The organism is Paenibacillus sp. MER TA 81-3, assembly GCF_023713585.1.
Taxonomy (GTDB): Bacteria; Bacillota; Bacilli; order Paenibacillales; family Paenibacillaceae; genus Paenibacillus_B; species Paenibacillus_B profundus.
The window spans coordinates 291271-305685 of sequence record NZ_JAMAWB010000005.1; the positions used below are offsets into that span (position 1 = coordinate 291271).

The following is a 14415-nucleotide window of genomic DNA, read 5'->3' on the forward strand; positions in this document are numbered from 1 at the left end:
ATAGAACAAAATTATCGCGAACAGTTGGGAGGTCCGCACAGTCGTATGGAGATGGGTGGAAACTTGCAAGTTATTAAGCAATGGTTATTCACATATTAGGGAATATGTGGTAAAATATAAAGAAAAGTCGATAAGTGTTATTTGGAAGGGTGAGGGAATGAGAACGAAGTCGCTAGAGTTCACATCTATTGGCGACCTCATCAGAACACGCCGACAGGAAGCCAATTTAACTTTAACCGTGCTGGAAGAGAGATCTGGCGTAGGAAAAGGGATTATTTCCAAGATTGAGAACGGGGAAACGAAGCGTCCAGATTTCAAAACGATGCAGGCCCTCGCGAGCGCCCTTGACTTTCCTTATGCAGACATTGTGGAGTTATATCTCTCCGTGGAACAAAGAGCCGACGTGCTTATGTCCATCTTAAGACAATCCGTCACCAGCGCGCCCACATTATGTACCCGCATTGCCTCCCGCTATTTACTAGACGAGCGAAAAGACAGCTACGATTTGGTAGAAGAGTTATACACCTTTGTTGGAACGGTCAAAGACAATCTAGCCATTAGATTAGCCTTGTACAAGCTTATCATTGATTATACGCGTTCACATGGCATCCAAACGTACTACGCTAAGGCGCTGCTGCAGGAATACCTGATTCAACGAGATAAGTACGAAGAATTGCAAACTACATATCACACCGGAAAAAGTATTTTGAATTATGTTCAATTCTTGACGATCGAAGAACAAATTAAGCTTTATTACAAGTTGGGCGTTCATGCCTACCACCTGAATAAATACGAAGAGGCGATAGAGTCGCTCCATTATGTCGAAAAGCTGGACGTTACGGAAAGCAAATTAAAAGCGGATGCTGTTCTCTTGGTCAGCTTTTGTTGCTTTTTTATCGGCAATTACGATATGGCTGAAGCGAATATCAATAAATATGAAACCTACTCGTTTCCTGCTGTTTTAGAAAATGTACAGTTCATGCGGGGAAAACTGAATGCAAAAAAAGGAAGGCTTGCTTTGGCTACTAACCAGTTGCAAGGCTGTTTGATGAGAAACCCCGGGAAAATATACATCATATGCGAGCTCATCGATTTGTATCTTCAACAGAACAACTTTAAAGCGATCGATCAGCTTATTGCAAATGAAAAGGATTATATCGAGCTTACTCGGTTAAATCCCCTCGTTATTTCCGATCAAGCTTTTTATTACAAGTTAAAAAGCGACTACTATTATAGACTGAACAGGAAAGAAGAATCCGTTGATTGTTTGCTAAAAAGCGCGACCTTGTTTTTTAAGATAGATAGGAAAAATAACGCTCATAGTTGTTTTGAACTGCTGTTTGATCGGCTATTAGGCGAGATCAGAGCAAAGAATGAAAACATCGAACAGCTATACGGTTTACTGCAGAAGGTAAGAGCAGCGTTTCATGCGCTGAAAAATATCCATCAGGAGGTTTTACAATGAAAAAAATGTGGAGCAATTTATCAGTTATGGCACTGGGTGTTGCTGTATTTGTCTATCCTCTGTTCGAGACGGTTGTGCAGTCTGACGTACTTAAAGCGTTCGCAGGCGCCGGCGGCGGAGTAGTGGAGTGGTAAATCAATTCGTTATAACGTAGCGGAAATTTCCATGGAACACCCTTCATGAAGGGTGTTCTTTTATTTTACAGATTAGTATAATTATTGAGTTTTCTAGAGTGTCCAAAAGCGAGGTTTCGAGAAACATGGGTTATACTAGGTCAGAATACAGAATCTGGATAACGAATTGTCGTCAGACCGTTTCCAGCCGGAAAGGGTGACCTAGCTAATGAATATCGCTCATTTATCGGGGAAACGCACGCAAGAAGCGTTGATGCAGACAATTGAACGAATTCGACGTGAATTGGTGCAGGCGGTGAACGAGAAGAAGAGCTTCACGGATGATGAGATCGTCAAGCTGAGCCAGCAATTGGATGATTATCTGGTGACGGTTCAGCGAGAGACATATGCCAAGTGGATGGTGTCAGCCGCCGCGTATACACGGACGGAGCGGTTGGACGCCTAAAAATATAACGAATAATCTTGTACGGGAAAGCAGGAAATATGCTCCGTGCGCCGAACTATGATACCATCAACCGGGGAAAGGGAGATGTGGATGGTACAGATGAACGTCGGCGGCTGCAGCGCACAGGTGCGCGGCATTCTGTTCGATAAGGACGGGACGCTGCTGCAATTTATTAGCCTGTGGGGTTGGTGGGCAGAGACGGTGCTTTCGGGATTGGAACGGGAGCTGAAGAAAGAAGGCGGCGAATTGCCGGAACAGCCGGGTTATATATTGGGCGTGTACATTGAAGAGGACGGTTCCGTGCGCAAGCATGATCGCCAAGGGCCGCTCGCGATGGGCTCTCCTTCACAAATGATAGGCATTGCCACATACCTGCTGTATAAGGAAGGCGTGCCATGGAACGAAGCGGTTCAGCGTGTGACGGAAGTGTTCGAGTATGCGAACGATCAAGTGCTGGAACGTGCGAACATCGTGCCGATATCCGGCGTCGTGCCGTTCTTAGAACGTTGCCGCGAGCTCAGTCTGCCTATGGCCGTAGTGACAGCGGACGACAAGCGTCCGTCAGAGCAGCATCTGGAAAAGATGGGTATCCGCCATTATTTCGCTGCTGTCATTGGCGACGACTGCGTGGAGCATGGCAAGCCATATCCGGATATGGTGGAACTCGCTTGCCGGGAGCTTGGCTTGCAGCCGCATGAAGTGGCTGTTATCGGCGATTCCGTCGGCGATATGGAGATGGGCCATAGCGCGGGCTCGGCGCTGCAGGTGTTCATCGATGAGGAGCGCCAATTCGATGCCAAGCCGGCTAAGGCGGATGTCATGATTCGCGCGTATGATGAAATTGAGCTGACGCTATAATAATAGAGCATTAAAAACCCCCTCTTATCCGATAGCTAGTCGGATAAGAGGGGGTTTTTGCTATTGAAAGAATTTATTAGTTTTATATGCAGAGGAATAGGAAAATACGTTCCCATGTAGTCCTTCCATAACAAGAAGTAGACCTCCCTTGAGCTTAGATGGCCAGGAGGTCTACTTTCTGTCAATCTTAGTCGACTGCCCTAAGGGCAATCTATTGCAAGACCGTAGATGTTCCAGCATCTGCGGTCTTTATTAGTTTATTCATGTATGACTATAATAAAACGAATTTCTATAGAAATAATACCATAAATAAGGATGCATTGAAAGGTGATGATTGTAATATACGGCTTCAGTTGTCACGAATTGACTAAGACGCCGAGGCTATTGCGGTTAACACCTCCGTTAATTTCGCCTGGAAGGCTTCTGCTCCGACACGAAGGAAGAAGGCATGGAACGATTCGCCTGCGTGACGTTCCTGTTTATAGTAGAGCAGCAGTTGCTCCAACACATGCGGAACGTCGTCGCCTTTCACACGGCCTTTCAGTGTCGTGTTGAAGCGGGCATTCGGACCAAGAATGCCGCCCACGGCGATATCGAAGGCGTCGATCATGCCTTGCTCCGTCTTCACCAACGCTCCTTGCAGGCCGATGTCTGCCACGTGCTTCTGCCCGCAAGCATTCGGACAGCCGATAAAGTGGATGCGGATGAACTCGTTCAGCTCTGGCACGCGCGCATCCAAATACTCAGCAACGCGGTGGGCGCGCTCTTTCGTTTCGACGATGGCCAGGTTGCAGAACTCGTTGCCCGTGCAGGACACGGTGCGGCTCATGAACGGCTTCGGGAACGGGGTGAGCCGCTGCAGCACGGGAGCTGACAGCACGGTATCCAGATGCTTCTCCTGAATCCCTGTTATTATTATATTTTGCGACATGGTCGTTCGCAGGGTGCCGTCACCGTACTTCTCAGCCAGATCAGCTAACTGATGGAACTCCTCCGCGTTCAGGCGCCCGATAGGCACATTAAGTCCTACGTAATGCAGCCCCGCTTGATGCTGCGGATGAACGCCATCGAAATAGGCAGCCTGCCAGCCAAGTGTTCTATCGTCGCCTCGTGCTGGGAACTTCCCGATGAGCTCTTCCAAATGCGCTTGGAATTTCTCGACGCCCCAGGCAGCGATTAAGAACTTGAGCCGCGCCTGATGGCGCTTCTCCCGGAAGCCGTTATCACGGAACAACGTCGTTACGCCGATCGCCACCTTGAGCACTTCCTTAGGACGAATAAACATATTGAGCGGCTTGGCCAAGAACGGCTTCGCTGATAACCCGCCGCCAACATGGGCGTGGAAGCCGAGCACCTGCTCGCCGTCGATCTCTTTTACGGCTGGAGTGAAGGCGAGGTCGTTAATTTCCGCGTGCGCATTGTTGTAAAGGTTGGCGGAGATGGACATTTTGTATTTGCGGGGAAGGTTGGAGAAGTCACGATTCAATAGGAAAAAGTCGTTTACTTCGTTCACGAGTGCGGTCGTATCCATTAACTCATTTGGATCGATGCCAGCAAGGGGATTACCAACAATCGTGCGAGGGCAGTCGCCGCAGGCTTCATAGGAATATAAGCCGACGTCTTCCAGCCGCTTGAAAATATCCGGGAGGTCCTCCACGCGCAGCCAATGATATTGAATCGCTTGCCGCGTCGTCACATCCATCAGACTGCGCCCGTACAGTTGGGCAATATCCGCCAACGCTCTGGCTTGGGCCACATTCATAATTCCTGAATTAATGCGGATGCGCATCATGAAATAGCCATCCTTTGGCTTTTGTTCGTAGACGCCCGCCCATTTGAACCGGCCTTTGTCGTCTTCGGGAATGGATTCGTAGCCTTGCAGCGCATACGTCTCAATAATGTCGCGGATGACATCCAGTCCGTCCTTTTCCATTTTGACAAACTCAAACTTATTCAACTTCGAAGGGTCCTGCATCCACACCGGCTCATACGCCATAGGTAATCCCTCGCTTCCTCATCTAAATTCTAATCTAATTAATTCCGATATAAATAGTATGAATTGAGCTTTAGCTCATCGTAGCATATTTACAGAAGGCCCACAATAATGTAAGGTAAAAAAAGGTATTACTCTTTCTGATAAATGATCGCGAAATTGCTTATGAAATGGCTGAAAGTAAGCGTTATCCCTTTATCTATGACATCAGTCATCGAATTCAGGCTGCATCAAGCATAAAACGTGAAAAATTGGTGACAATCTTGTTAAATATAATGATTTTGACTTGCATCTGAAGCTGGGTAAATATAACATAGACTCAGATAGGTAAAATGCGCGTGTAGAGGGAGGTCGCACCATGTTTCTGGCCGAGGGAGCACAACAAACTGAAAGTTTATTTCAATTGTTCGACATATTCATGATCGTGTTTACGATCATCCTGGTGTGGGCGGTTATTCGTCAAGTGAAGCAGCGCCAACGCAATTTATTAGCACTCGGCTTTGCCGTAGTCAGTTTGCTTGTGTTCTTGTTTGCAGACTGGATCATGATTCAGGGTTGGTAGGGGCATCCCTCCACGATTCTATATTTAGAGGTAGTTTAGTTTAAACACGGATTATTACATCGCGGGATAAGATGGCATGGTCAAGTTGCGCGAGACATAAGAAAGTTCAGAACAGACAGGCTCTTTGGTGGGAATTCATCAAAGAGCCTTTTTTTCGCTTGCGTAATAGGGAAATATCATCAATATTGGTATGTAGAGCAGTAGAGGCTGCAGAGCAAGGAAGGAGCAAACAAATGGGAGAGCGGCGTAAGAACAGCATCGGACGGCGGACGTGGCGCGTGGGGATCAGTATCGTGCTGGGACTGACGCTGGGGGTCACGAGTGTGTCCGGGCAAGCGTCAAATTCAGTTACGATGAAAGCAACGAAGGTGAAAGACAAGGTATATATCGAGGCGGATGCGTTCGAGCAAATGACGGGGAGCAAAGGGATGTATGATGCCAAGACTAAGACATACCGTTACGCGCCAAATGATATTCCAGCCATCGTAAAAAAGGTCAGTCCATCGGTCGTCTCCATCATTGGAAAGCACCGGGATGCGGAGGATAATTCGGACAATTGGCTGGCTCACGGCACTGGCGTCGTAGTGCGTCAAGATGGGTGGATTGTTACGAATGCGCACGTCATCTCGGAGCTGGTGCATCCGCTGGTCGTGACGCCGAACGGAAAATCATATCCGGTCACAAAATGGTTCGCCGACGAAGAAAGCGATCTGGCGATCGCGAAGATTGCTGTAACGGGCTTGCAGCCGGTCTCTTTCGTACAGCCTGATGCGGCATTGCAGGTAGGGGAATCGGTCGTAGCATTGGGCACGCCGGTGTCCTTCACGTTGCGCAATTCGGCGACGACGGGCATTATTAGCGGAACCGATCGTGCAGTAGAATCCAGCTATAAGCTGATTCAGACGGATGCAGCCATAAATCCAGGCAATAGCGGCGGCCCGCTTGTGAACATGAAAGGCGAGGTCGTCGGCATTAATAGTATGAAGTTCGCTGCGGTTGGCATTGAAAATATGGGCTTTGCCATCCCTGCCGACACCGTGAAGATGGCGGTACAGCACTTTTTCAAATTCGGGAAGATTATGCGGGCTTCACTCGGTGTAGAAATGGAGGAAAGCTGGGCTGCGTATGTCGGGCTGCCATCGGATGATCCAATTAAGGTGACGACCGTGCAGAGCACATCGGCGAAGAAGGCTGGCATAGCAGCTGGTGACGTATTGTATTCCATTAACGGCAAGTCTGTAAAGACGATCGTGGATGTGCATGAAGCGCTGAAGTTGAAGCTTCCGGGTCAGCCGGTGAAGCTGATGATGCAGTCGGGCGGCGATCTAGTCGCTCGGACGGTAACGTTGACGGAAGAAAAGCCCGTGAAGAATTCTGAGGAGCAACAGAGCATAGAAGTCGCGGATTGAGCAGGGAATTGCCAAAAAGCGTAGAAATAAAAAGAATCGCTAATAAGACAGGTAAATACAACACTTTTTACAACTGGAATTATTCTAGGGGGAGTGTTTTTATGGAGCCGACGACGTTCCGCGAAGAAAGGCCGCGTCAATGCATCCGCTCAGCCATTGTGGCTCTGACGCTGATAGCGATGGTAACAGGAGGATTGGGGTTGACGGCATCTCCGGTGTCGGCAGCTGCTGCAACGGCGGCGATCCAGAATCAACTGCGCTTTAAGACGGGCAGCACCAATGCATTGCTGAACGGAGAAGCGATCACGATCGTGAAGCCTTATGTGAAGCAAGGCACGACGATGGTGCCGCTAAGCATTTTTACACGCGCGTTCGATGCGTCGCTTAAGCTGGAAACGGGCGATGTGGTAACGTTAACCAATGACCACTCTTCCATCCGCATGAGAATCGGTCAGAAGCAGGCTATGCTGAACGGGAAGCTGACAACGCTTCTGGTCGCGCCTGAATTGGTGAATGGAACGACGATGGTGCCGCTTAAGCAGATAGCGGAAGCATTCGGGGCAACCTGCAAGACGGATTCAGACCAGACGATGGTGCTGAGCTGGAAGCGACCTGATCCGTTGGCTGCCGTTTCGATTCATGTGAACGCAACGACGCCGCGTATCGGAGACTCCTATTACCTGTGGTCCATGGTGCTCCCGCAAGGTTGGAGCTATGAGGTGACATCGCCAACAGAGAGTGTGGTCGTGCTCGGCAATGAATCCAGTTCTGTCGTGGCGCAAGTGGAAGTGACGGACTGGAATTCAGGCGAGTTGGAACATCTGACGAGTGCGTTCCAAGGCGTGGCGACCGAGAAGCAGTTAATGGAACATTTGCAGACGGAAGTGATTTATGCAGGAGATCTAGTATATCAGCGCACCGGGAAGCTGGAAGGGGTGGCTTATGCCCAAGGCGTCTCTGATGACGGAGATGGGATGTATCTGACGCGGGTGTTTAGCGCGAATGGCAAACGGTACGTCGTGCGGATTTTCGATGATGCGGCAAAACAGTCGAAGCAGCTGCTTCAATATGAGCCTTTCTTGAATACATTCCGTCCGAGCTATGCAGCAGGACAGGGTACGATTACGAATGTGAGCACGGTTAAGGATGGCTATCGTCATATGAAGTTGTGGGGAGAAGGATTGTCTGTTGATTTTCCAGTGGACTGGTACAAAGAGTATGGGATACCGCGCGTGCTGGCGGGTGCTGGAGACTGGAAAAGTGTAGAATATTACTATGGAACGGCGGAAGAGGGAATGACGCCGGACGGCTTGGTGAAGCGGCATGAAGCTTACTTGAAGAAGCTGTACAAGCCGGAATATGTGAAGTTGGTCGAAACCAAGGACATTTCCTTGGCAGACGGGACTTTAGCCAAGTTGAGCGTATATAAGCACCGCTATAATGAGCAGGATTGGAGCTTGAGCATGCATCTCATCGCGATGGATGAGGGCGTTCAATATATGGTGTCTTTCTATGGACAGGATAATGCGGAAGATAGAAGAGTCGGTGACCGCATTCTCGCCTCGGTGCGTGTGGACGGCAAGATGAAGGAGAAGCAGGACGACTTGAACGCGCTCCCTTCGGGGGAAAACTGGCTGATGTCTTGGGAGAAGTCTGTGCAGCGCGACGGGAAGCCGTTCGGCTTTACTGTGCAAATACCTGAATGGTGGCTGCACGACGCCAACTATTATGTTATGGAAGGCTATGAGGATAAGCTCGGCGAAGGCACAATTGCCAGCTACTCGTTGCCGAACAGCAATTTCTTCATCTATATCGAAGAGGCGCGAACGGTAGATGAAGCGTTGGCTCGTTGGGAAGAAGTACTGTTAGAAGATGACACGGTTCACTTTGTGAAAAAGGAAAAGACGACGCTGCAGGGGAAGTCGGCCTATCTGGTCGAGTTGACGGGCAGAGACGTGGACATTAACGCACCGTATACGACCCGCATGCAATTAGTCGCCGATAACGGTCACGTGTATACAGTTCTGTATACGGTTTATGATGCGTCTATGACACCTGAACTGATGGACAGTTTGAAGCAGGCAACCAAGTCCTTTACTTTCAAATAAGAAACAGCCTATTTGCAGCATTGGGCAATCATTGAAACGGAATAAAGAGAGGAAGCGCCCGCTTCGGAAGGCTTGAGTGGCTGTCCGATAGGGCGCTTTGTTGATCGCCCGCTGGCCCGCTTCAGGAGAGCATCAGGAAGTTCTAGCCTTTACTGGAGTTTCGGCGCAAAGATCGCTATACTATTTATGCATCTTCAGCAGAAAAAAAGAGATAGATACGCAGCCCATGCTGCGGCGCTGAGGAATTTAGCTTGGAGGATGAGCATGACTACAATAAAGCAGGGGATAACGCGTGGAGATATAGAGCTGTTGGCGCCGGCCGGCGATTGGGATTGTATGCGGGCGGCGGTGGCGAACGGCGCGGATGCGATATTTTTTGGGGTAGAGAAATTTAATGCCCGGGCGCGCGCCAATAACTTTCGCATGGATGATTTGCCTGACATTATGGCTTATTTGCACAGCTATGGGGTCAAAGGGTTTTTGACGTTTAATATTTTGGTGTTCGAAAATGAGCTGGAGGACGCGAAAGAGTTGATTGAGGCTTGCGTCGATGCGGGTGTGGATGCGGTCATTGTGCAGGATCTTGGTCTGGTCAAAATGATTCGCGATATTTCGCCTGATTTCCCGATTCATGGCTCGACGCAGATGACGATTACGTCTCCCGAGGCGGCGGAGTTCACGAAGCCTTATGGGATGGAGCGTGTCGTGCTCGGCCGGGAGAACAATTTGAAGCAGATTCAGAAGATTGGCGAGCAGGCGCAGCTCCCGATGGAAGTGTTCGTGCACGGGGCGCTATGCGTATCGTATTCCGGGCAGTGTCTGACCTCGGAGATGTGGGGCGGACGTTCCGCCAACCGCGGGGAATGCGCGCAGGCATGCCGCCTGCCTTATGACATGATGGTGGATGGGGAGCATCACCCGATGGGAGATGTGACGTATCTGCTGTCGCCGAAGGATTTGGCGGCGATCGATATCGTGCCGGATCTGATTGAAGCGGGCGTAACGTCGTTCAAAATCGAAGGCCGTATGAAGCAGCCCGAATACGTGGCGAACGTGGTGAGCAAGTACCGCAAGGCGATCGACGATTATTTCGACGGGCGCTGGACGGGGCCGACGAAGGAAGACGTGCGCGAGCTGCAGCAGAGCTTCTCGCGTGGCTTTACGCACGGCTTCCTGAAGGGGACGAACAACAAGCAGCTCGTGGACGGGACATTCCCGAAGAGCCGCGGCGTCTATCTCGGCACGGTGCAGCAGGTGCTGCGCGATGGTGTCGTCTGCAAGCTGGAAGCTCCGCTGAAGCGCGGCGACGGCATCGGCTTCGATGCGGGCGATCCGACGAAGAAGGAAGAAGGCGGACGCGTATATGATGTGCGCCGCAAAGGCGTGAAGGTGGAAGGCGAGGCGGAAGAAGGCTGGCTCGTCGACATCGTGCCGGGGCGGCAGGATGTGGACTTGCGCCGGGTTCACGTCGGAGATCGCATCTGGAAGACGAGCGACCCGGCATTGGAGAAGCGCATGCGCGCGACATTCGAGACGGAGAAGCCGTATCGGGTGTTCCCGGTGCATGTGCGCGTGGAAGGCCGCGCTGGCGAGCCGCTGCGCACGTGGTGGACCGACGTGCAGAAGGGAACGACCGTGCAGGTCGATTCCGAGCTTGAGCTCGACGTGGCGCAGAAGCGCCCGATGGATTCGGCGCTGCTGGAGGAGCAGTTCGGCCGCTTGGGCGGAACGGTGTACCAGCTGGAGCGGCTGGAGGCGGCGCTTGAGGGCGACGTCATCGTACCGATGCGCGAGCTGAACGCGATTCGCCGCGACGCGGTCGATCAGTTGGCTGGCGAGCGTCCGAAGCCGCCGGTATACGTGAAGCGCGACACCGAAGTGTACGGCGATGCCGTGAACGAGCATGTCGCCGTGCCATTTGGCGGCGCGCAGCTGACGGCGTTGTGCCGCTCGCTTGAGCAGGTGGAGGCTGCGGTGAAGGCGGAGGCCGCGTTAATCTACGCGGACTTCGAGTTCATCAAGCAGTTCCCGGCAGCTGTCGAAGCATGCCGTGCTGCAGGCAAGCCAATTGCGCTCGTGACGCCGCGCATTCATATGCCGAACGAGAACGGCTACCACCGGAATATTTTGAAATTGAAGCCGGATGCTGTGCTCATTCGGAACACGGGAGCGCTGCACTTCTACGTGCAGGCGAAGGCGGAAGCGGCCGCCAAGGGTGAGCCGTTCCCAACGCTGATTGGCGACTTCTCCTTGAACGTGGCCAATCATAAGGCCGTGGAGCTATTCGCGCAATCAGGACTGGATACCATCACGCCTTCCTATGACTTGAACATTCAGCAAATGGTGGATATGCTGCAGCATGCAGATACAGCGAAGCTAGAAATCGTCATTCACCAGCATATGCCGATGTTTCATACGGAGCATTGCGTATACTGCACGTTCCTGAGCGAAGGAACGGATTACACGAACTGTGGCCGTCCATGCGAGGAGCACCGCGTCTCCTTGCGCGACCGCATCGGCATGTCCCACCCGGTCCGGGTAGATGAAGGCTGCCGTAACACGGTCTACAACGCGATCGAGCAGTCTGGTGCGGAATATTTGACGCATTTCCTTGAGCTTGGCGTTGGTTCATACCGCGTTGAATTCCTGGAAGAGACGACAGAACAGGTGCACGAGGTCATTGACCTGTACGGACGTGCGCTGCGCGGCGAGATTAACGGCACTGAAGTGTGGCGCAAGCTGAAAGCAACGAATCAGCTCGGCGTGACCCGCGGGCAATTGGTGAAGTAAGACTAGCGAAGCATGAATAAATAGAACGCGAAAATGAGAGCCCGAATGGAAGTGCAGTGAGTGAGACTGTACATTCATTCGGGTTCTTGTTGTGCCATTAAGGAATGGTTAAGTTCTTCTGTAAAGCGACAAAACGAATTTCATCTCCTCTCTTTACCCTTCCCGGAAAAGGTATGCCTGTTCCATCCATTGCCTCACTCTCCCCTTTATTCAGAATGGAAGCCGCCCTTTCTTTTTCAAACGAGAATACGTTGTTGGCTTTCGTGGTGCAATGGCCCTTATGTCCGTTCTCCCCTACAGTCAGGAGGGATAACGTTGAGGATAAGGCACGGGTCGTTTCGTATATCATGTCATGAAGCGGCCGCTTGTGATGGCAGTGGAACCAGAGGAGTCATTGGGCGGGCGTGCCGTCTCCTGATGGAAGGGGAGAATGAAGCAAAGAGGCGGATGGAGCGATTCTCCTTCTGCCTGAATGCGCTATTGTATGAAAGGAACAAGGCCTCGATGGAGCTTTTCAGGAGGGAGTTTCTAATTTGCTGTAAGCAAATGCGGGAATCACAAAAGATATATGGAAAAATACGGATTTATGGGATATCATGTTGCTTAAGATGGATCGGTATTCAATATTTTCAACTGTGAAGCTTGAAAGCATAATGAATGGCGGTAGAACGGATAACGTTTGGTGAGAGTTTGAGTAGATATTTCATTTGTTTAGCGATAGGGGAAAGCATAATGCAAAAAATCATAAAGACAATATTGGTATCTGCATTTATTGTTCTATTGACAGCGTGCCAAACAGTGAAGCAGGAAATTGACAATCCGCAATTACGGGTTCTCTATTGGGATGAAGAAAGCTTTTTTAAAAAGCACGGAAACCTGTTCCTTGCAAATCATCCTGACTATAATATCGAAGTTATTCCACTTAAAGATGAGCTTAATCCAGGCAAAGCCCCAGTTGATTCTATGATGAAGGTGATCCGCGATAAACAGCCTGACCTTATACAGCCAGACTTGGATACTTATAAGGTTCTTGTGAAAGAAGGCATGCTTGAGCCAATAGATGATCTGATCAGAAAAGATGGCTATAGTCTCGATGATTATGTCCCTGCGGTGCTCGCTGCGCTTAAGGACAAGGAGAGTGGCGAACTGTTCGGGTTACCTTCTACTTTTAGCGGAATCGGTCTCTATTATAATAAGAGCATATTTCAATTGCATGGAATTCCGTTGCCGAAAAATCATATGAATTGGGATGAAATATTTCAAATGGCTGAACGGTTCGCGAGACCGTCATCGAACGTGAACGAAGAACAGCCGCAGTTCGGATTGTATCACAAGTATAGCATGAGTCCCTTTATGATGGCATTGGATATAGGAGAGGGCGGAGGATTGTCTATTTACGATCCGGTGAGCGAACAATTTACACTTCATACAGACGCTTGGCATAAGGTGATTGAAAAGACGATGACATGCATAAAATCCGGAGCCTGCTATCAAGCGGGGGTGCAAAAGGAACCGGACAGAATGGACAAGAACGGCATTCTTAAAAGGAATTATCCTTTCTTGAACGGTAATGTTGCCATGGCAGTAGAACGGTCGGATTTGCTGCGAACGTTAATCGCCAATAAGGAGCCGTTTGATGAATTCGAATGGGGTGTAGTCTCCATGCCTGTGCACCCAGACAATCCGAGCATGGGGAACGGCATCAGCATGAACGAAATATTTTCGATTCGTGAGAACTCTGCAAATAAAAAGGCGGCATGGGAATTTATAAAGACGATTTCAAGTGAATCATACGGTAAATTGATGATGCGTTCCAATACAGAGGAGCTGCCAGCGCGCAAGTCTTTGTCAGAAAAGCTGGAGCATCCCGACATCGGAGCTTTTTACGAACTGGAGCAAACGAACAATAACATTGTGGAATATTTGCGATTTCTGCCTCCGCCGGTGTTGGAGCAGTTCAAAGCGCGGGCAAATATTTAGGGGAGGCGTTAGCGGATAAGCTGACGGTTGCTGCGGCGCTGGAGGGGATTCAGCATGATGTTCAATCGGCTATGGAGCAGTTTGCTGCGCCATAACCAATAATGCATGTGTGATGGAGCAGGAGCAGTCTGCTGTGCTATAAGATCAAACTTGTGTGGACGTCGCAAAAGTTCGTAAAAGAGTAAAGCAGAGCCTATCCTTCCGCAGGATGGGTTCTTTTTTTGTGTCATTCTCGGGTGTTGTGCGGAGTGTTTTCATTTAACACATTGTTTTCTGCGGGTGGGTGGAGTCCTATTGGAACATGTACAGTGGAATGTACAGATGCGGCGGCTAAATGGCGCTTGGACTGTAGTTTGTCCAGCGGATCTGGCTGCTTTTCAGCGATTGCTGCGGAATGAGTGCCAAACCACTGTATGAATTCCAATGGAACCCGCCGTTAGGAGGTTTATGTGGCTGTTTGACTGTACGAAATCCAATGCAGGGGTGGTGAGACAAAGGGACTCCGGAGATAGAACCCGTTCTTCGGCTCTTCGTTTTCTCTTAGCAGAGGAGAAAGAGGGATGAATAGCATCGAACTGCGAATACCGGCAATATCATCCCCATAATAAGAAGCATTAGCGCCTCGGAATGGGAACAGGGTTGAGGTTGCAGTGAAGGAAAGCGGTGCAGGA

The 14415-nt window shown here is 50.2% G+C and carries 10 protein-coding genes; 9 read left to right on the forward strand and 1 reads right to left on the reverse strand.

Annotation, left to right across the window (positions count from 1 at the left end):
- Window positions 1-157: 157 nt before the first annotated feature.
- The 4 genes from M3650_RS09260 (at window position 158) to M3650_RS09275 (ending at window position 2902) form a co-directional block, all read left to right on the forward strand.
- Window positions 158-1465 carry a helix-turn-helix domain-containing protein gene (locus M3650_RS09260; RefSeq protein WP_251574049.1) on the forward strand — a complete coding sequence of 436 codons (1308 nt, stop codon included), beginning with the start codon at window positions 158-160 and terminating at the stop codon, window positions 1463-1465.
- On the forward strand, window positions 1462-1599 hold the full coding sequence (locus M3650_RS09265) for a hypothetical protein (RefSeq protein WP_251574051.1): 138 nt from the start codon (window positions 1462-1464) through the stop codon (window positions 1597-1599). The genes M3650_RS09260 and M3650_RS09265 overlap by 4 nt, the downstream gene beginning before the upstream one ends.
- Window positions 1600-1807: 208 nt before the next feature.
- Entirely contained in the window at window positions 1808-2044 is a 237-nt protein-coding gene (locus M3650_RS09270; protein ID WP_251574053.1) for an aspartyl-phosphate phosphatase Spo0E family protein, read from the forward strand.
- Between the two features lie 90 nt (window positions 2045-2134).
- Window positions 2135-2902: an HAD family hydrolase gene (locus M3650_RS09275; RefSeq protein WP_251574055.1), complete on the forward strand. Its 768-nt coding sequence runs from the start codon at window positions 2135-2137 to the stop codon at window positions 2900-2902.
- 367 nt (window positions 2903-3269) lie between these two features.
- On the opposite strand, the gene M3650_RS09280 is transcribed toward M3650_RS09275, so the two are convergent.
- Window positions 3270-4898 (reverse strand): nitrite/sulfite reductase, encoded by a 1629-nt coding sequence (locus M3650_RS09280; RefSeq protein ID WP_251574057.1) that lies wholly within the window; start codon window positions 4896-4898, stop codon window positions 3270-3272.
- 355 nt (window positions 4899-5253) lie between these two features.
- Here M3650_RS09280 and M3650_RS09285 point away from each other — a divergent pair, with 355 nt between their 5' ends.
- The 5 genes from M3650_RS09285 (at window position 5254) to M3650_RS09305 (ending at window position 13744) form a co-directional block, all read left to right on the forward strand.
- A complete protein-coding gene (locus M3650_RS09285; protein WP_019424775.1) occupies window positions 5254-5457 on the forward strand; it encodes a DUF2759 family protein in 204 nt (67 codons plus the stop codon).
- Window positions 5458-5690: 233 nt separating this feature from the next.
- Entirely contained in the window at window positions 5691-6866 is a 1176-nt protein-coding gene (locus tag M3650_RS09290) for a S1C family serine protease (protein WP_251574059.1), read from the forward strand.
- 101 nt (window positions 6867-6967) lie between these two features.
- Window positions 6968-8974, forward strand: coding sequence for a stalk domain-containing protein (locus M3650_RS09295; RefSeq protein WP_251574062.1), 2007 nt, complete (start codon window positions 6968-6970; stop codon window positions 8972-8974).
- A gap of 264 nt (window positions 8975-9238) precedes the next feature.
- The gene (locus M3650_RS09300) at window positions 9239-11764 is read left to right on the forward strand and encodes a U32 family peptidase (RefSeq protein ID WP_251574064.1); all 2526 of its coding nucleotides are present in this window, start codon (window positions 9239-9241) and stop codon (window positions 11762-11764) included.
- Between the two features lie 732 nt (window positions 11765-12496).
- The gene (locus M3650_RS09305; RefSeq protein WP_251574066.1) at window positions 12497-13744 is read left to right on the forward strand and encodes an ABC transporter substrate-binding protein; all 1248 of its coding nucleotides are present in this window, start codon (window positions 12497-12499) and stop codon (window positions 13742-13744) included.
- Window positions 13745-14415 lie beyond the last annotated feature (671 nt).